13 protein-coding genes are annotated in these 19,228 nt (G+C 60.5%); 5 read left to right on the forward strand and 8 right to left on the reverse strand.

The window, feature by feature from the left end; genetic code table 11:
* Window positions 1-22: 22 nt before the first annotated feature.
* Window positions 23-1,726 (reverse strand): alpha-amylase family glycosyl hydrolase, encoded by a 1,704-nt coding sequence (locus AC07VY_RS06085; protein WP_495096864.1) that lies wholly within the window; start codon window positions 1,724-1,726, stop codon window positions 23-25.
* 373 nt (window positions 1,727-2,099) lie between these two features.
* Here AC07VY_RS06085 and AC07VY_RS06090 point away from each other — a divergent pair, with 373 nt between their 5' ends.
* Window positions 2,100-2,246: a hypothetical protein gene (locus AC07VY_RS06090; protein ID WP_495096863.1), complete on the forward strand. Its 147-nt coding sequence runs from the start codon at window positions 2,100-2,102 to the stop codon at window positions 2,244-2,246.
* A 201-nt stretch (window positions 2,247-2,447) separates the two neighbouring features.
* The gene (locus AC07VY_RS06095; protein ID WP_495096862.1) at window positions 2,448-4,652 is read left to right on the forward strand and encodes an O-linked N-acetylglucosamine transferase family protein; all 2,205 of its coding nucleotides are present in this window, start codon (window positions 2,448-2,450) and stop codon (window positions 4,650-4,652) included.
* Between the two features lie 266 nt (window positions 4,653-4,918).
* Here AC07VY_RS06095 and AC07VY_RS06100 read toward each other — a convergent pair whose 3' ends face one another.
* The 4 genes from AC07VY_RS06100 to AC07VY_RS06115 all read right to left on the reverse strand — a co-directional run bounded on the left by AC07VY_RS06100 (window position 4,919) and on the right by AC07VY_RS06115 (window position 8,383).
* Window positions 4,919-5,170 carry a hypothetical protein gene (locus AC07VY_RS06100; protein ID WP_495096861.1) on the reverse strand — a complete coding sequence of 84 codons (252 nt, stop codon included), beginning with the start codon at window positions 5,168-5,170 and terminating at the stop codon, window positions 4,919-4,921.
* Between the two features lie 208 nt (window positions 5,171-5,378).
* Window positions 5,379-6,281, reverse strand: a complete 903-nt coding sequence (locus AC07VY_RS06105) for a DMT family transporter (protein WP_495096860.1) — start codon at window positions 6,279-6,281, stop codon at window positions 5,379-5,381.
* 5 nt (window positions 6,282-6,286) lie between these two features.
* Window positions 6,287-6,799, reverse strand: a complete 513-nt coding sequence (locus tag AC07VY_RS06110) for a methylated-DNA--[protein]-cysteine S-methyltransferase (protein WP_495076260.1) — start codon at window positions 6,797-6,799, stop codon at window positions 6,287-6,289.
* A 27-nt stretch (window positions 6,800-6,826) separates the two neighbouring features.
* Window positions 6,827-8,383, reverse strand: a complete 1,557-nt coding sequence (locus AC07VY_RS06115) for a DNA-3-methyladenine glycosylase 2 family protein (RefSeq protein WP_495096917.1) — start codon at window positions 8,381-8,383, stop codon at window positions 6,827-6,829.
* A 140-nt stretch (window positions 8,384-8,523) separates the two neighbouring features.
* Here AC07VY_RS06115 and kdoO point away from each other — a divergent pair, with 140 nt between their 5' ends.
* The gene (gene kdoO / locus AC07VY_RS06120) at window positions 8,524-9,402 is read left to right on the forward strand and encodes a Kdo hydroxylase KdoO (protein ID WP_495096859.1); all 879 of its coding nucleotides are present in this window, start codon (window positions 8,524-8,526) and stop codon (window positions 9,400-9,402) included.
* 25 nt (window positions 9,403-9,427) lie between these two features.
* On the opposite strand, the gene glgX is transcribed toward kdoO, so the two are convergent.
* The 3 genes from glgX to AC07VY_RS06135 form a co-directional block, all read right to left on the reverse strand.
* A complete protein-coding gene (gene glgX / locus AC07VY_RS06125; RefSeq protein WP_495096858.1) occupies window positions 9,428-11,575 on the reverse strand; it encodes a glycogen debranching protein GlgX in 2,148 nt (715 codons plus the stop codon).
* Entirely contained in the window at window positions 11,563-13,743 is a 2,181-nt protein-coding gene (glgB, locus tag AC07VY_RS06130; RefSeq protein WP_495096857.1) for a 1,4-alpha-glucan branching protein GlgB, read from the reverse strand. The genes glgX and glgB overlap by 13 nt, the downstream gene beginning before the upstream one ends.
* A gap of 73 nt (window positions 13,744-13,816) precedes the next feature.
* Window positions 13,817-16,258 carry a glycogen/starch/alpha-glucan phosphorylase gene (locus AC07VY_RS06135; RefSeq protein ID WP_495096856.1) on the reverse strand — a complete coding sequence of 814 codons (2,442 nt, stop codon included), beginning with the start codon at window positions 16,256-16,258 and terminating at the stop codon, window positions 13,817-13,819.
* 211 nt (window positions 16,259-16,469) lie between these two features.
* Here AC07VY_RS06135 and glgC point away from each other — a divergent pair, with 211 nt between their 5' ends.
* Window positions 16,470-17,738, forward strand: a complete 1,269-nt coding sequence (glgC, locus tag AC07VY_RS06140; protein ID WP_495096855.1) for a glucose-1-phosphate adenylyltransferase — start codon at window positions 16,470-16,472, stop codon at window positions 17,736-17,738.
* The gene (gene glgA / locus AC07VY_RS06145) at window positions 17,735-19,198 is read left to right on the forward strand and encodes a glycogen synthase GlgA (RefSeq protein ID WP_495096854.1); all 1,464 of its coding nucleotides are present in this window, start codon (window positions 17,735-17,737) and stop codon (window positions 19,196-19,198) included. Before glgC ends, glgA begins: the two co-directional genes overlap by 4 nt.
* The last annotated feature ends 30 nt before the right edge of the window (window positions 19,199-19,228 follow it).

The following is a 19,228-nucleotide window of genomic DNA, read 5'->3' on the forward strand; positions in this document are numbered from 1 at the left end:
TCCAGATGAAGTTGTGGATGGCTCAGGCGGCAAACCAGCCAAAGCCTTTGGAGGGTAGCGTAAGCGCGCCGCGTGCCAGCTTGTGTTCACCATACACGGCTTGCCATGGGATGCTGGCCAGCTCAGCCGGCAGTGCGATGTCCACCGCAGTGTTGCCCAGGTTCTGCAGCACCAGCACCCGGCGGTCGCCGTTGGCGCGCACATAGGCCAGCACGCTGTCGGCCAGACCGGGCACGGGCTGGAAGCTGCCACCGCTCAGTGCGGGTTGGCTGTGGCGCACAGCCAGCATGGCGCGCACAGCACCATGGATGTGCGCCGGCAGGCTGCCGGGCGTGGCCAGGGCTTTGTCCACCGCAGGCCAGTCCACCGCGCCGCGCACGCGGTAGCGTGCGTCCTGGTAGCCGGTCAGGGCCTCCTGCTCTCGCTGGAACTGGTCGTCATTCGGCTTGGCGAATTCATCGCCGTAGAAGATCACCGGCGTGCCCAGCAGGGTGAAGCTGATGCTGAAGGCCAGCAGGATGGCGGCCGGATCGTGGCGGAACAGGTCCACCAGCCGCGCCGCTATGCCTTCGCCCTGGCGGAAGTCCCATTCCGGCTGCAGGCAGTAGGCCGCATGGATGGCTTTGCGCTCCTCGGGCGTCACCATCTCCAGCGTCAGCTCGTCGTGGCAGCGCAGGAAGGAGAACCAGCCGCAGTCGGCAGGAATCTCGGGTGTGAAGTTGGAGGATAAGGTTTCGACAATCGGTTTTGCCGAGCCCTGGGCCAGCGCCAGGTAGATGCGCGGCATCACCGGGAAATGGTAGGCGGCCTGGCATTCGTCGCTGTCGCCGAAATAGGTGACCACCTCGGCCGGCGGCTGGCAGGCCTCGGCCAGCAGGATGGTGCCGGGGCGCACGGTGTCCAGCACGGCGCGGAAGAACTTGATGATGGTGTGCGTGCCCGGCAGGTTTTCGCAAATCGTGCCTTCTTCCTTCCACAGGTAGGGAATGGCGTCGGCACGGAAGCCGTCCACCCCCTGTGCTACCCAGAACAACAGCACCCGGCACATGGCCAGCAGCACCTCGGGGTTGCGGTAGTTCAGGTCCGGCTGCGAGTCGAAGAAGCGGTGGAAGAAATAGGTGCCGGGCTGACCATCGGAACTAGGCAACGGGTGCCAGTTGCTCGGCATCATGCCTTTGAAGATGATGCGCGCTTCCTTGTAGCGCTCTGTTGTGTCGCTCCAGATGAAGTAGTCGCGGTAGGGGTTGTCCGGCCCCTTGCGGGCTTCCTGGAACCAGTGGTGCTGGTCTGAGCAGTGGTTCATCGCCACGTCGAAGATCACGCGGATATTGCGGCGGTGCGCCTCGGCCAGAAATTCGGCAAACGTAGCCTGGGCCGCGGTGTCGCTGCCGCCCACCAGTTCGCTGCGGATGCGGGTGTAGTCGCTGATGTCAAAGCCTGCGTCGCGCATGGGCGAGTCGAGTATCGGCAGCAGCCACAGGCAGGTCACGCCCAGGTCCTGCAGATAGGCCAGGCGGTCGCGCAGGCCGTTGAAGTCCTTATTGAACAGGTCCACGTACAGCGAATACACCACCACCTCCTTGAACCAGGTGGCAGGCGGCGGCGGGCTGGCCTGGGCGGCGGCTTGCTGCAGCTCGGCGAGGAAGGCGTCCAACTGTGCGGTGGGCTGGCCGGGGTAGAGCTGCTGCCAAAACTGGCGCAATGGGCTGGACGAGGGGGCGGACATAGAAGCTTCTCCAAAGCGCTTTGAATGCGTGAGGATGCGGATTGTACGGGGGGTGAATGGGTTGCGAATGCGGGTTGTTCCTAGGCGTTCGGCCGCCATTCGGCCCAAGCGCGAAGGTGGGCGGATGCCGCTTTGCGCCTCCATGCTCAGGATGATCGCGCCTGGTCCGCCCGCGCCTTCGCGGGCCTCTTAGGGGGATCTCGCTACGGCCCTCGCGGATGTTGGCCATGCATTGGCCCATATGCCCGGATATATCGGCACCTGGCACGGCCAGGCCTGGACGCAACTACTGGGGCAGGATCTAGCGGGCGCCTAAGCCAGCTTTGCCACCGCCCTGGACCTGAACCGCAACTTTGCAGAAAGCCAAGGCGGCATGGCCGTTGTTTTGGCCCTACAAGGAAAGCGCGAGGCCGCGCAAGAACATATCGACCGGGCTTTGCGACTGGACCGCAGCAATCTGTCGGGCCGGTATGCGCAGGCCATAATGAGCGGCGAGGTGCAAGATGCTCAGACCATATAGCGCTTTGCTCAACGAGTGCTGGGGTAACTGGCTGCGCCTTTAGGGGGTAGATAAGCGACTGGTTGCTTATTTCAACCTCAAAATCAGAAATGTAAAAAATGCTTTGTAATTTTTCTTTTCAACCTATCAGAAGTAAGCATTCCTGAAAGTGTACAGTGCTCTAATAATTGCGAGCAACCATTTTTTTCTGCAGATTTTCAAATGAAATCCAAAAATAATAAAGAGCAAATTGCACTTGCAACTCAACTGTTTCGCGCCAATCGATTTAGCGAAGCCGAAAACATACTAATCAACATTAGCCCTAATGCGCATGAACTTTTTGAAATTAAAAGCTTACTTGGGAATATTGCTGGAGTTATTGGGAATTTTGATGGGGCGATTCGGAATTTTGAAATTGCATTAAAATTAAATCCAAAATCAATCGAGATTTTATACTACAAGGGACTGGCCCTGCAAAAATTAGAGCGACATGAAGATGCAATCCATTCGTTCGAGCAGGCGTTGTCGAAGTACCCCGATTTTTTTGAGGCGTTGCACGGCTGTGCAAATTCATTTCGACAAATGAAGAGCCCTTTGGATGCCTTGGATTGTATGAATAAAGCTCAAGTTTTGAGGCCCGACTCTTGCGAAGTTTATTATAACCGAGCGTTAATATTCGGAGATCTTCGGAAGTATAACGAGGAAAATAACGATTACGAAAGAGCCTTGCAACTCAATCCGTCTTTTGTAGCCGCATTGGTTAATAGCGCCGTGGCATTGAGCCAAATTTCAAAACCCGAAATTGCACTGGAGCGTGTTACGCGAGCACTCGCTATAGACTCTAGAAATTTCAATGCATTTTTTGTACGAGCCGAAATACTTTACGAGCTCAAGAATTTTCCGGCAGCATTGAGTGATTATAACGCGGCTCTTGAAATAAATCCTGGCTATACCCCAGCCCTATCGGGGCTGGCGACTATGTATGCCGCAGCGAAGCAGCACCACATGGCTGTGGAGTATTTTGATAAATTATTAAAAATTGATCCCGATTACGCATACGGGCTGGGAAAACTTATACATAGCAATATGATTTGCAATGATTGGGGAAAATTTGAAGAAAATATTGAAAAAATAAATCTTGCTCTACAGGCAAGAAAGAAATGTATTTCTCCTTTTATTCTTCTTGGTCTTCTAGACGATCCGCAAGCTCATCGCGCGGCAGCTGAAATTCTGGTGGAAGATTTTTATAGACCAGCAACGGAAAATCTCGCAGGCAGCACTTCCTACAATCACAAAAAAATAAGACTGGCATACGTCTCAGCTGATTTTCATGAGCATGCAACATCATTATTGATGGCCGGACTTTTTGAGCATCATGACAAATCACGATTTGATCTTATCGCGATCTCATATGGTCCTGACGATGGTTCAGCAATGCGTAAGCGAATCGAGAATAGTTTTTCACAATTTATTGATGTTTCAGGGAGGTCTGATCGAGAAGTTGCTGTGCTCATGCGCTCATTGGAAATCGACATCGCCGTAGACTTAAAGGGGCATACCACAAATACACGCCTAGGCATTTTCTCATATCGTCCGGCACCGATTCAAATTAGTTACCTCGGATACCCGGGCACCACTGCAACTTCTTATTTAGACTACGTTATTGCAGACCGTCATGTTATCCAGGAAGAGTTGCAGCATCACTATACCGAAAAAATTATCTATCTCCCCAACTCGTACCAAGTAAATGATTCCAAACGAGAAATTGCATCAATTACTTATTCTCGGTTTGACTTTGGCTTGCCAGGAAATGCGTTTGTATTTAGCTCATTTAATAACAGCTACAAAACAACACCTGCCACGTTTGATATCTGGATGAGATTGCTAAGGGAAATACCTTCGAGCGTGCTATGGTTGTTGGGAACATCACCCATTCAGCAAAAAAATATTCAAAACGAAGCAATCAAGCGCGGAGTGGCAAGCGAGCGGATTATATTTGCCTCTCGACTAATACCGGCAGAGCATCTTCGTAGACTTCAATTGTCAGATTTGTACTTGGATAATTTTCCTTATAACGCCCACACGTCTGCCAGTGATGCGCTCTGGGCGGGTGTACCTGTGCTCACGTATCAAGGAGTCGCTTTCGCTGGCCGAGTCGCAAGCAGTTTACTTCATGCGATAGGTTTACCCGAGCTGATCTGCACTTCAACAAAACAATATGAATCAATGGCGATTGAGCTTGCAAATTCACCAGAAAAGCTAAGAGAGCTAAGAAATCGTCTCACTTTAAACAAAAATACATTCCCACTCTTCGACACAAGCAGATTTACTCAAGATATTGAAAGGGCATTTGAAGAAACCATGAAAATCCACACCCTTGGTCTTTCTCCCAAGGGTTTTTCCATAGCCGATATACATGAAAAATAATTTCAATCGGATAAAAAGTACGCCTAGTCTCTATTGCTACTTCCCGGGTGCATGCTGGTGCATTTTCAAAAAAATTAATCAGATTAAATCCAAATTCATAAAGTCCATTTATGGTTCATCGACACGGCGGCGGTCGCGCAGGGTGCCGTTGACTTGGGTGTCCTCCATGTAGCCGTCGGTGCTGTAGCTGCAGGTCTCCACACTGCCGTCGGCATTCACCGCGTTGATGCCCTGGCTGCGTTGCGCGATCTTGCCGCCAGAGGCGGTCAGGCTGCCCTTGGTGAGGGTGAAGCGGCCAGCGGGTCAAAGTAGGTGGCGTGCACGGCACGGCGGTTGCCCACGGCGTCGTATTTGTACTGCACGTCTACCGAGCGGTCCTTGGCGTGGGCCATGCGATTGAGTTCGTCGTACCGGATGGTGACGTTCTGGTACGAGCACACCGGGCTGGTGTTGTCTGCAGCCAAGCCGCTGTAGGACTCCCGAGTGCGGTTGCCGGCGTTGTCGTAGCCGTAGCGCAACAGGATGTGACCACTGAGGTCCCGGGCGGAGCGTACTCGGGTATGTGGAGCAGTTTTTGGTGCCTTTTAGGTCGCTGTAGCAGGTATTACCTACGCTAGAAGCTACTTTTTTTATAGCACTTTGAATTTGCCTTTCAATAGGCTTTGAAAACCGCTGCAAAGGGTCTCTGCGAAATGTGGGAGGGCGAAAGTTCCACCGCTCCCGGTGCTATCTCCTGCGCTCAGGCAGGCGGATCAGCCCGGTGGACAAGGCCGTGCCGCAGACCACCACCAGGCCGCAGCCCAGCATCCATGGCGTCAGCGTCTCGCCCAGCAGCACCGCACCGTAGAACACCGCGAACACCGGCACTACGAAGGTTACTGTCAGCGCCTTGCCGGGGCCGATGTTGCTGATCAAGCGGAAGAACAGGATGTAGGCCAGGCCTGTGCACACCACGCCCAGCACCAGCAGGGCCAGCATGGCGTGGGTGCTGGGCCATTGGGTAGGCCAGAGCCACAGCGCGGGCAGGGCCAGGCCCAGCGTGGCGCCGACCTGGCTGCCGGTGGCGGTGACCAGGGGCGGTACGCCGGTGAGAAAGCGTTTGGTGTAGCTGCCGCTGATGCCGTAGCAAATGGAGGCCAGCAGGCAGGCCAGCACGGCCCAGCCGGGGGCGATGCCATGGGCGTCGGGCTTGAAGCTGGCTTTGTCCCAAGCCAGCAGGGCTACGCCTACAAAACCAATCACCAGGCCCAGGCAGCGCGAGCTGTTTGGCCGGTCCTTTAGCCAGGCCCAGGCGATGAGGGCGCCGAACAGCGGTACGGTGGCGTTCAGAATGGCCGACAGCCCGGTGGTGATGGACAGCAGCGCAAACGAAAACAGCGCGAACGGAATGCCTGAATTCAGCATGCCAATCAGCAGCACCGGCTTCCAGTGCTGGCGCAGGGAGGGCATCAGCCCGCGCAGCCACAACAGCGGCAGCAGGGCCAGCGAGGCAATGGCCACACGCACTGCGGCGGTCGGTACGGCGCCGATTTCCACCGTGGCGATGCGCATGAACAGAAACGAGGCCCCCCAGATGGAGGCCAGTGCCACGAAGTCCAGCAGCCAGGGCTTGGCAAGAGATTGAGGCACCGCACTCACAGTAGCACCGCCTGGCGCTTGGCTTCCAGCTGCAGCAGCGCGGTCTTGCGCTCCAGCCCGCCGGCATAGCCGGTAAGCGAGCCGTCCGAGCCCAGCACCCGGTGGCAGGGCACGATGATGCTGATGGGGTTGCGCCCCACGGCGCCAGCCACGGCTCGTACCGCGCTGGGTCGGCCCAGACCGAAGCTCAAGGCGCCATAGGTGGTGCTGGCGCCACTGGGGATGCGCAGCAGGGCCTGCCACACAGCCTGTTGGAATTCTGTGCCGCTGCGCAGGTCCAGCGGCAGGTTGAAGCTGCTGGTGTCGCCCTCAAAATAAGCCTGCATAAAGGCCTGGGTGTGCAGCAGCACCGGGTGCTGTTGCGCCACCGGCCAGCCCGACATATCCGGCAGATGGCGCTGGCCTTCTGCAAACCACAGGCCGCACAGGCCTTGCTCGCTGGCGGCGGCCAGCATAGGTCCTAGCGGTGAGTCGAAACGGCTTTGCACCGTGTGGGATGGGAATTTCATATCAAACAAGCCTTTGGCGCAGGTAAATCAAGCGGCGGCAGCTACCTTTTTGGTAGCAACGGGTTGGGGGTTAGCGGCCGGTGCGGGCAGCTCGGCCCAGGCGCGCAGCACGGCGTAGCTGCGCCAGGGCTTCCAGGCCTGCGAGGCGGCTTCGGCGGCGCGGCTGGCCAGGCGCACATTCGGCTCCTGCTGCACGCCCAGGGCTTTGTGCAGGGCCACGTCGCCGGCCGGGAATGCATCGGGCCAGCGCAGCGCGCGCATGGCGATGTACTGGGCGGTCCAGTCGCCGATGCCGGGCAGTTCGCGCAGCTGGGCCATGGTGGCGTGTATGGGGCCGCTGCCGCACAGCCGCAGCTGCCCGTCGGCCACGGCGCGGGCCAGGGCCAGAATGGCGTTTTGCCGCTGGCGCACGACGCCCAGGGCGCCCAGCGCATCGCCGTTCAGCCGGGCGAGTACCTGGGCGGAGGGGAAGAGCCGGTTCAGCCCCGGCACGGGGGGCTCCAACGGTTCGCCAAACTGTTCCACCAGGCGCTGGGCCAGGGTGCGGGCCGCGGCCACGGTGATCTGCTGGCCCAGCACGGCGCGCACGGCCAGCTCGAAGCCGTCCAGTGTGCCGGGTACGCGCAGGCCGTCGCCGCTGGGGAAGTCGCTGTGCAGCACTGGGTTGATGGCCTTGGGGTCGGCGTCCAGGTCCAGCCAGGCGCGCACCCGGCGTATCACCTGCGGCAGCACGCCCAGCAGCGATTCGCTGACGTGCAGCAGCACATGGGTCTGGCCGGGAACGAACTCGGCGCGCAGCCAGCCGCTGTGGATCTTGCCGCCAGAATCCAAGCTAAAAGTGCGTGTGGCGCACGATTCATCTGCGCTGGTAGCTATGGATTCAATAGCGTCTATCTGGCGCTTGCGCAAAAATCCCAACATGGCGGCCACGTCATACGGCGGGCGGTAGCCGAGCTTGATGGCCGTGCCGCCCTGGGCTGCAGGCTGGGTGCCCTGGCGCCGCAGCTGGCTGGGGTTGAGCTGGTAGCGTTCCATGAACACGGCGTTGAAACGGCGCACGCTGGCAAAGCCGCTGGCCAGGGCAATCTGGGCCATGGGCAACTGGGTGTCGGCCAGCAACTGCTTGGCTACCAGCAGGCGCCGGGTCTGCAGGTATTGCAGGGGCGACACGCCCAGCTGGGCCTCGAAGATACGGCGCAAATGCCGGTCGCTGACGCCCAGGCGCGCCGCCAGTTGGGCCACCGAGATATTGCTGTTGTCGCTCCAGCTTTGCGGGTCGTCCAGCAGGCGGGCGGCCTGCTGGGCAAGGATGGTGGTGGCGTCCTGGAACGACCACACCAGCGAGTGCGGCGCCAGCTCGGGCCGGCAGCGCAGGCAGGGACGGAAACCCGCGTGCTCGGCCTGGGCTGCGTGGCCAAAGAAGCGGCAGTTTTCGCGCTTGGGTGTTTTCACGCTGCACACTGGCCGGCAGTAGATGCCGGTGGAGGTTACGCCGGTGAAAAAGCAGCCGTCAAAGCGGGCGTCCCGCGCCTGCATGGCGCGGTAGCAGGTATCGTCAAAGCGGCTGGTGCTGTCAGGTGTCATAGAGGCCATGGTACGCCAGGCGCCGGCCCTGATTAGCCGTTTTCGGACCCGTGATTTGCGCGCTGTGCACGGCCCATTTCCGTCCACAATTTATGCGCAGCCTGGCTTGGCGCGGGGCAATTCTCAGGGAAAATGAAGTTATGCACCAACCCATCGTCGAAGTCCCTGGCGCCCACTGGTCTGGCCGTCCCACCGAAGCAAAACTGACCCGGGCGCTGGAAAGCGGCGGGGTTCTGTATTTTCCGTCCATGGCGTTCACCATGTCGCCGGCCGAGCAGAGCTTGCTGCGCCCCGATATGCGCGACCCCAAGGCGCGCAATATCAGCCAGCCGCCACAGGGCCAGGTGAAGGGCGCACTGGGTTCGCCCGATGAGCTGGCCCTGCTGGATGCGATGATGCGCCGCTACCGCCACCAGGCGGTGCAGCTGGTGCAGGACTTGTTCCCGCGCTACAGCGCTTATCTTCGCATGGAGCCCACCAGCTTTCGGCCGACCGAGGTGGCCTCGCGCAAGCAGTCCTGGCGCGCTGACGATAAACGCCTGCATGTGGATGCTTTCCCGTCCCGGCCGAACCGGGGCGAGCGCATCCTGCGGGTGTTCAGCAACGTCAACCCCGAGCAGCCGCGCGTGTGGCGCGTGGGCGAACCGTTCGAAGACATGGTGCAGAAGTTCTGGCCCCAGCTGCCGCCGTACAGCCCCTGGAAGGCGCGTTTGCTGCGCAGCATGCGTATCACAAAGTCCTTGCGCAGCGAATACGACCACATGATGCTGCAGCTGCACGACAAGATGAAGCGCGACATGGTCTACCAGAAGGAGGCGCCCAAGACCGTGGTGGCCTTCGCCCCGGGCAGCACCTGGGTGTGCTTTTCCGACCAGACCCTGCACGCGGTGGACCAGGGCCAGTTCATGATGGAGCAGACCTTTTTCATCCCGCCCCAGCACCAGTACGATCCCTCGCAAAGCCCCCTGGGCATCTTGTCGCGTATGGCAGGCCGCGCGCTGGAAGGCGCGCGCCAGTAGCGAGTAGCGTCTACGGCGTAATGGTCTACGGCGTAATGCCGGAGCCTGCGGCGGCCAACAGCACCAGGCTGTGCGCTGGTAGCTGGAACATCACTTCGCCCTGGCCGACCCACTTGGATCGGCCCTGTGGTTGGCTGCTGTCCAGGACGACTTGCCAGACGCCGGCGGGCAGCCAGAACGGGTCGTCGGTATGGCCAGCATTCACCAGCAGCAGCAAAGGTGCTTTGGCCCGGCCGGGCCGGCCTATGAGGCAGCCCAGCGAGCGGTAGTGGGGGTCGCGCCAACCATCACCTTCCAGCGGCCGGCCGCTGCCGCGTAGCCAGGCCAGGTCGTGCAGGCCCAGCGCGTCGGCCACACCGCTGTACCACTGGTTGGCGAAGGGCAGGGCCTGGCGGCGCAGCGCGATGACGCGGGCCGTGAAGGCGATCAGGTCGTCGTCGGCCTCGGACCAGTTGATCCAGGTGGTCGGGTTGTCTTGGCAATAGGGGTTGTTGTTGCCGCCCTGGGTATGGCCCAATTCATCGCCAGCACAGATCAGTGGTGTGCCTTGTGCTAGTAAAGTAGTAGCAAGCAGGGCGCGTTGCAGCCGCCCGCGCAAGGTGTTGACCACGGGGTCGTCGCTCGGGCCTTCGGCACCGCAGTTGAAGTTCAGGTTGTGGCCATGGCCGTCGCGGTTGCTCTCGCCGTTGGCTTCGTTGTGGCGGTGGTTGTAGCTCAGCAGGTCGCGCAGGGTAAAGCCGTCGTGCGACACCACGTAGTTCACTGATTCGGCCGGTGCACGCTGGCGCGGCTGGAACATATCGGAGGAGCCGCACAAGCGCAAGGCCAGGTCGGCTCGGGTGTTGTCGGGCAGAGCGGCCTCCGGGGCGGCGGCGGTTTGCACCCAGAAGCCGCGCATGCAGTCGCGGAAGCGGTCGTTCCATTCCAGCCAGCCACGCGGGAAGTTGCTGGTCTGGTAGCCGCCCGGGCCTACGTCCCAGGGCTCGGCGATCATTTTCACGCGCGACAGCACCGGATCTTGGGCCACGGCGGTGAAGAAGGCGCTGCCGCGCTCGAAACCGGTATCGGTACGGCCCAGCACGGGGGCTAAATCGAAGCGGAAGCCATCGACATGCATGTCCGCCACCCAGTAGCGCAGGCTGTCCATCACCATTTGCAGCACGCGTGGCTGGCGTATGTCCAGCGTGTTGCCGCAGCCGGAGTAGTTGTCGTAGTAGGCCAGGGCTTCTGGCGGCAGGCGGTAGTAGCTGCGGTTGTCCAGCCCGCGAAAACTGATGTTGGGGCCGTCTTCGCCCGATTCGGCCGTGTGGTTGTAGACCACATCCAGCAGCACCTCCAGCCCGGCGGCGTGCAGGGTCTTGACCATGCGGCGGAACTCGTCGCGTGGCGACAGGCTATCCACGCCGCTGGCCATGCGTGGGTCCACGCTGAAGAAACCCAGGGTGTTGTAGCCCCAGTAGTTGCTCAGGCCCATGTCGCTGAGCCGCTCTTCGCTGACTGCGTAGTGCACCGGCAGCAGGCTGACCGCCGTCACGCCCAGGCGCTTCAGGTGGGCGATGGAGGCGGGGTGTGCCAGGCCGGCGTAGCTGCCACGCAGGGCTGGCGGCACCTGGTCGTTCAGGCGCGAGAAGCCTTTGACATGGCACTCGTAAATCACCGAATCGGCCAGGGCTATGCGTGGCGGGTGGTCGCCGCTCCAGTCGAACTGGTCGTGCGTGACGCGGGCTTTGAGTGCAAATGCTGCGTTATCGCGTGTGTCCATGTGGCGCGGGTGCAGGCGGTCGCCAGCGAAATGCTCGTCGCGCCATTCGAAGTGGCCAACGATGTCGCGCGCATAGGGGTCCAGCAGCAGCTTGGATGCGTCGAAGCGGTGGCCCCGGTCGGGCCGCCAGGGGCCGTGGGCGCGTAGGCCATACACCTGGCCGGGCTGGGCGCCTGGCAGGTAGCCGTGCCAGACATCGCTGGTATGGGCAGGCAGCCTCAAGCGGGCCAGTTCCTGCGTGCCTGTGGCATCGAACAAGCACAGGTCCATGGCCTGGGCATGGGCGGAAAACACCGCGAAATTGACGCCAAGGCCATCAAAGCTGGCACCCAAGGGCCAGGGTTGGCCTTGGGTCAGGCTAAGCCTGGCCGCATGGGGCGGGGGGGCGGGGGGAGATTTCAGGCTGTCCATTCCAGCAGTACTGTAGCCAAAGGCGGCAAGTTCAGCACAACAGAATGCGCGAACCCTTGCCAGGCCACATCTTCCGCTGTGGCAGTGCCCAGTGGCGTGCCTACATTGCTGCCGCCGTAGTGGGCCGAATCGGTGTTCAGTTTTTCATGGTAAGTGCCGGCGCTCGGTACGCCCAGGCGGTAGCCGTTCCACACATTCGGGGTGAAGTTGCACACCACAACGATGAACGAGGTGGCGTTCATGCCCCGGCGTATGAAGGCCAGCACCGAGTGCTCGGTATCGTTGTGCTCAATCCACTGGAAGCCCTCGGGCACGAAGTCCAACTGGTACAGCGCCGGGGTGGCAGTGTAGAAGTGGTTCAGGTCGCGCACCAGGCGCTGTATGCCAGCGTGGGGCGCGTGCTCCAACAGATGCCAGTCCAGGCTTTGGTCGTGGTTCCATTCGCGGTCTTGGCCAAATTCGCAGCCCATGAACAGCAGCTTCTTGCCCGGGTGGGCAAACATGTAGCCCAGGAAGGCACGTAAATTGGCGAACTGCTGCCAGCGGTCGCCCGGCATCTTGTTCAGCAGCGAACCCTTGCCGTGCACCACTTCGTCGTGCGAAATGGGCAGCACGAAGTTCTCGGTAAAAGCATAGACCAGGCTGAAGCTGATTTCTCCCTGGTGGTGCTTGCGGTAGATCGGGTCGCGCTGCATATAGGCCAGCGTGTCGTGCATCCAGCCCATATTCCACTTGTAGTGAAAGCCTAGGCCGCCAGCATATGTGGGGCGGGATACAGAAGGGAAGGCTGTGGACTCTTCGGCCAGGGTAATGGCCTGCGGGCGTTCGGTGCCTACCACCTCATTCATGCGCTTGAGGAAGGCGATGGTTTCCAGGTTCTCGCGCCCGCCGTGCACATTCGGAATCCACTCGCCAGCCTTGCGGCTGTAGTCGCGGTACAGCATGGAGGCCACGGCATCCACGCGCAGGCCGTCGACGCCGAAGCGCTCCAGCCAGTACAGGCTGTTGCCGACCAGGAAGTTGCTGACTTCGGTGCGGCCCAGGTTGTAGATCAGGGTGTTCCAGTCGTTGTGGAAGCCTTCGCGCGGGTCGGCGTATTCGTACAGGTGCGTGCCGTCGAAATTGCCCAGGCCGTGCGCATCGGTGGGGAAGTGGGCGGGTACCCAGTCCAGTACCAGGCCCAGGCCCTCGGCATGGCAGCGGGCCACGAAGCGGGCGAAACCCGCCGGGTCGCCGAAGCGGGCAGTGGGCGCGTACATGCCTACGGGCTGGTAGCCCCAGGAGCCGTCGAACGGGTGCTCGCTGATGGGTAGCAGCTCGATGTGGCTGAAGCCCATATCGCGTGCGTAGGGCACCAGGCTGTCGCTGAGTTCGTCCCAGTTCAGCCAGCGGTTGCCTTCCTCGGTCTTGCGTTGCCAGGAGCCCAGGTGCACTTCGTAAATGCTGATGGGCGCATCCAGTGCGTTGGCGTGTTTGCGGGCAGCGGATGCGGGCACGAAGGGCGGCAACGGTGCCACGATGCTGGCGGTGGCGGGGCGCAATTCGGCCTGTAGAGCATAGGGGTCGGCCTTGCCGGGCAGTATGCGGCCGTCCTGCGTGCGAATTTCGTATTTGTATTTGTTGCCGGCATGTACACCGGGCAGGAACAGCTCCCACACGCCGCATTCGCGGCGCAACCGCATGGGGTGGTAGCGGCCGTCCCAGAAATTGAAGTCGCCCACCACGCTGACGCGGCTGGCATTGGGCGCCCACACCGCGAAGCGGGTACCGGCCACGCCCTCCATGCTGCAGGGTTGTGCGCCCAGTACTTCATAAGGCCGCAGGTGTGTACCTTCGCCCAGCAGCCAGACGTCCATTTCCGCCAGTACCACGGGGAAGCGGTAGGGGTCGTCTACGGTGCTGCTGTGGCCATCGGCCCATTGCACCTGCAATCGGTATGCGGCGCCCGGTGGGAGTATTACCGTGCCTTCAAAGAAGCCTGCGCTGTCTTGCTGTATCAGCTGCCCTAGCGGCGTACCCTTGGTCGATTCCACGGCCACGCTCCGGGCACCTGGTAAAAAGCAACGCACCGAGGTCTGGCCCGCATCTGCAGGGTGGGGGCCCAGCACTGCAAATGGATCGCCGTGGCGTGCGCCGCAAATCATTTCAATATCGTGGGCGTGCAACATAAAAACCGATCTTGAAGTGGGTTTAATCAGAAATGGACAGCGCTATGCGGTGTTGTCTGTCACCGCATATGTCTTATAGCGAGCCCGATGCATCCGGTGTGATGTGCCAGATTTGTTTCGCGTACTCACGGATCGTGCGGTCGGATGAAAACACCCCCATGCCCGCCACATTGCTGATGGCCTTGGCGCACCAAGCCGCCGGCTGGCGGTACAGCGCATCCACCTCAGATTGCGTCGCTACATAGGATGCGTAGTCGGCCAGCAGCAGGTAGTGGTCACCACCCCACAGCAGTGAGTCCACCAGCGCGCGGTAGCGGCCGGGTTCGTCCGGCGAGAACTGGCCGCCGGCTATTGCGTCCAGTACGGCCTTCAGCTGGGGCGTGCTTTCGTAGTAGCGCATGGGCTGGTAGCCGCTTTGCTTCAGGGCTTGCACCTCGGGGGTCTTCAGGCCAAAGATGAAGATGTTGTCATCCCCCACGTTCTGGCGTATTTCGATGTTGGCGCCGTCGTCGGTGCCAATGGTCAGCGCGCCGTTCAGGGCCAGCTTCATATTGCCGGTGCCGGAGGCTTCGGTGCCGGCGGTGGAAATTTGTTCGGACAGGTCGGCGCCGGGCATGATGACTTCGGCCACCGAGACGCCGTAGTTGGGCATGAATACCAGCTTGAGCTTGTCGCCAATCCGCGGGTCGTTGTTGATGACCGTACCCACATCGTGGATCAGCCGGATGATGGACTTGGCTGCCACATAGGACGAGGCGGCCTTGCCCGCGAAGATCACGGTGCGCGGCACCCAGTCGGCGTTCGGGTTGGCCAGAATGGCCTGGTAGCGTGTCACCACGTGGAGCACGTTGAGCAACTGGCGCTTGTATTCGTGGATGCGCTTGACCTGCACGTCGAACAAGCTATCCGGGCTAACGGTGATACCAGTGCTGTGCTGTATGGCGGCGGCCAGGTGGACCTTGTTGGCGCGTTTGACGGCCATAAAGGATTTTTGAAAGTCCGCATCGTCCTTCTTGGCCTTCAGCTTCTGCAACTGGTCCAGATCCTGGCGCCAGCCCTTACCAATGGTGTTGTCCAGCAAGGAGGATAGGCCTGGGTTGGCCTGGGCCAGCCAGCGGCGCGGAGTCACGCCGTTGGTCATATTGGTGAAGCGGTCGGGCCAGATGCTGGCGAAGTCGGCGAAGATGGTTTGCACCAGCAACTCGGAGTGCAATGCAGACACGCCGTTGACCTTGTGGCTGCCGACGATGGACAGGTGCGCCATACGTACCCGGCGCTCACCTTGCTCGTCGATCAGCGACAGGCGGGCCAGGAAGCCGTTGTCGCCCGGGCGGTGGGCGGCGGCGATGTCCAGAAATTCCTTGTTGATGCGGAAGATGATTTCCAGGTGGCGTGGCAGCACATGCTGCATCAGGCTCACCGGCCACGTTTCCAGTGCTTCCGGCATCAAGGTGTGATTGGTGTACGAGAAGGTCTTGCAGCAGATGCTCCATGCCTTGTCCCAGGGCATGCCTTGCTCGTCGCACAGCACGCGCATCAGCTCGGCAACGCCTATGGCCGGATGGGTGTCGTTCAGGTGGATGGCCACGTGTTCGGCCAGGTTGTCCAGCGACGGGTGTTCAGCCAGATGCCGTGCCACCAGATCCTGCACCGACGCGGCTACAAAGAAGTACTCCTGCTTCAGCCGCAGCTCGCGCCCGGCGGGCGTGCTGTCGTTGGGGTAGAGCACCCAGGAGATGTTTTCGTATTCGTTTTTCAGGCTGGCGGCGCGCGCGTAGTCGCCGGTGTTGAATGCGTTCAGGTCGATATGTGCCGGTGCCACGGCTTTCCACAGGCGCAGAGTGCTGACTTTGGGCGTACCGTGGCCGGGCACCACCATGTCATAGGCTTTGGCAGCCACTTCACCCGCATGGCGCCAGACGGAGGCGCCGTTCACATGCTCTACCCAGCCGCCAAAGCGCACCGGGTAGCTGATGTCTGCACGCGGGAATTCCCAGGGCGTGCCGTTTTCCAGCCACGGATCGGGGTATTCCATTTGCGCGCCGTTTTGGATGTCCTGCGCAAACATGCCGTATTCGTAGCGGATGCCGTAGCCGAAGGACGGCAGACCCACGGTGGCCATGGAATCCAGAAAGCAGGCTGCCAGGCGGCCTAGGCCGCCGTTGCCCAGCGCGGCATCGGGTTCACGGTCGGCCACGGTTTCCAGGTTTTGGGCGAATCGGGTCAGGCCTTCTGCGGCACTGCCACGCAGCTCCAGGGCGCCCAGGGCGTTGGACAGGGTACGGCCCATCAGGAATTCCATGGACAGATAGACCACGCGGCGGGCCTTCTGAGACTTTTCCTGGTTTTGGGTTTGCACCCAGCGTGCTGAAAGTTGTTGCCGTGCAACATGCGAGCTTGCGAGCATCAGGTCGTGTGCGGTTGCATCGGCCGGAGATACGCCTACGGTGTGCAGCAAATGCTGTTCAATGGCGGTATGGATATCGTCAGCGGAGGGGGTAATACACTGGGGCACAGGGGCATCCTTTATCGAATGTGGTCAAGGCTGTTGCACTCCATTTGGAGGCTTTTTTGCAGAGTCTAAGCGCTTTGGATTGCTGAAATAGGCTTATTTGTTGAATTTTCGCATGCAGGGTTGGGCCGTAGGATTTTTTTGGTTTCGAGGTTTAAGATGTTGGCGGTAATCTGAAAGCCAATCAACAATTAATTTCTTCTGGAGACATTTGATGCAAAAAAATGATTTGGCACTCGGGCTGGATTTGCCCAAGCGGGCCATCGCATTGGTACTGGCCGGCGGACGCGGCAGCCGCCTGATGAACCTGACCGATAGGCGTGCTAAACCGGCGGTCTACTTCGGCGGCAAGTTCCGTATTGTTGATTTCGCACTGTCGAACTGTTTGAACTCCGGTATTCGCCGCATTGGCGTGATCACCCAGTACAAGTCGCACAGCCTGCTGCGCCATTTGCAGCGTGGCTGGGCCTTTCTGAAGAATGAGATGAACGAGTTCGTGGACCTGCTGCCGGCCCAGCAGCGCAACGACAACGAAAACTGGTACCGCGGTACCGCCGACGCGGTCTATCAAAACCAGGACATTCTGGAAAGCTATGGTGCGGACTACATCGTGGTGCTGGCCGGTGACCATATCTACAAGATGAATTACGCCCTGATGTTGGCCGACCACGTGGCCAAGGGGCGGGAATGCACCGTGGGTTGCATTGCTGTACCGCGCAGCGAGGCATCTGCCTTTGGTGTGATGGCCGTGGGCGACAACAGCCTGATCACCGAATTCCTGGAGAAGCCGGCCGACCCGCCGGCCATGCCCGGCAGTACGGACATGTCCCTGGCCAGCATGGGCATCTATATCTTCAATGCCGCCTATCTGTATGCCGAGCTGGAACGCGATATGGCGGACCCGGAGTCCAGCCACGACTTCGGTAAGGACATCATTCCGCGCGCGGTGCGCAACGGCAATGCATCGGCCCACCCGTTCTCTTTGAGCTGTGTACCCAATGCGGATGATGAGGAGCCTTACTGGCGTGACGTGGGCACCATTGATGCTTACTGGGATGCCAATATCGATCTCACAGCCACGGAACCGAAGCTGAACCTGTACGACACGCACTGGCCCATCTGGACTTACCAGGCGCAGCTGCCGCCCGCCAAGTTCGTGCACAACCAGGATGACCGGCGCGGCCTGGCGATCGAATCCATGGTGTCGGGTGGTTGCATCGTGTCGGGCAGCGTGTTCCGTTCCGTGCTGTTCTCCAGCGTGCGGGTGCATTCCCATTCCAGTGTGAATTGGTCGGTACTGTTGCCGGGTGTACAGGTGGGCCGCGGAGCACGCATCACGCGGGCTGTCATAGACCGTGGCTGCGTCATTCCCGACGGCATGGTGATCGGTGAAGATGCCGCACTGGATGCTGAGCGTTTCCACCGCAGTGAAAATGGCATTACTTTGGTGACACCCTCCATGTTGAAGAAGTTGGCCGGATGAAAGTATTGCAAGTAGGCGCCGAGGTTTTTCCTCTGGTCAAAACAGGTGGCTTGGCGGACGTCATGGGGGCTTTACCCCAGGCCTTGATTGCGGCGGGGGCTGATGTGCGTCTTTTGCTGCCGGGCTTTCCAGCCATTCTGGCAGGGCTGAAGAAACCCACACTGGTGTGTGAGCTCGGTGCCGTGTTTGGCGCGGGGCGGGTACGTTTGCTGCGTGGCACCCTGGCCGTCAGCGGTGTGCCGGCCTACGTGGTGGATGCCCCGTATTTTTACCAGCGAAAAGGTAATCCTTATTTGGCGGCAGACGGATCCGAGTGGCCGGACAACGCGCAGCGCTTTGCCTTGCTGGGCTGGGCGGCGGCCCAGGTGGCCTCTGGTGGCCTGGATCCGGCCTGGGAGCCCGATGTGCTGCACGCCCACGATTGGCACGCTGCCATGGCGTGTGCCTACGTTGCGGCGAACCCAGGGGCCCATGTGGCGACGGTATTTACCGTGCACAACCTGGCCTACCAAGGGCTGTTTGATGCCAGGGACTTTCATCTACTGGGTTTACCCATCCGGTACATGGACCCTACGCGACTGGAGTACCACGGCAAGTTTTCATTCATGAAGGCGGGTTTGACCAGCGCGCGCTGCATCACCACGGTCAGCCCCAGCTACGCCCAGGAGATCGCAACCTCCGAGTTCGGCTGCGGTTTGGATGGGGTGGTGCGCTCACGTGGCGCAGATGTCTCCGGCATCCTGAACGGGGTGGATGACGCGGTGTGGAACCCGTCCACCGACAAGGATATTCCCGCTCGCTATTCCGCATCCGATCTGGCTGGCAAGGCCGTATGCAAGGCGGCGCTGCAAAAAGCCCTGGGTTTGCGGGTGGATGCCAAGGCACCACTGTTTACCCTGGTGAGCCGTCTGACGCAACAAAAAGGTTTGGACTTGGTGCTGGCCGCCATACCCGAGATGCTGGCCGCCGGTGCGCAGTTGGCGGTGCAGGGGACGGGCGATGCCGTGCTGGAAAAGGCCTTCAGGGAAGCCATGGCTGTACATCCCGGCGCCATGGCGGTGCGCATAGGTTATGACGAAACCTTTGCTCACCAGATGATTGCCGGGGCGGACGCTATGCTGGTGCCATCCCGTTTCGAGCCCTGTGGCCTGACCCAGCTGTATGCCTTGCGCTACGGCACGGTACCCGTGGTCCGCCATGTGGGCGGTTTGATCGACACGGTGGTGGATGCGGATGCGTCCAGCCTGCAGGCGGACACCGCAACGGGCTTCATGTTCGGCCCCGCGACCCGCGAGGCTTTGGCCTTGGCGGTGCACCGTGCCGTGCAGGACTTTGCGCTGCCGGATGTGTGGAAGCAGCTGCAACGCTGTGGCATGGCGCAGAACTTTTCATGGGCTGCAGCGGCTACGCAATACCTTGCGTTGTACCAAGCTTTGGGTGTGCCGGCACAGGCTGCGTAGCTGGTGGATTGCAGGCCCGTCAAAACGGGC

The organism is Rhodoferax sp. GW821-FHT02C08 (assembly GCF_059421805.1).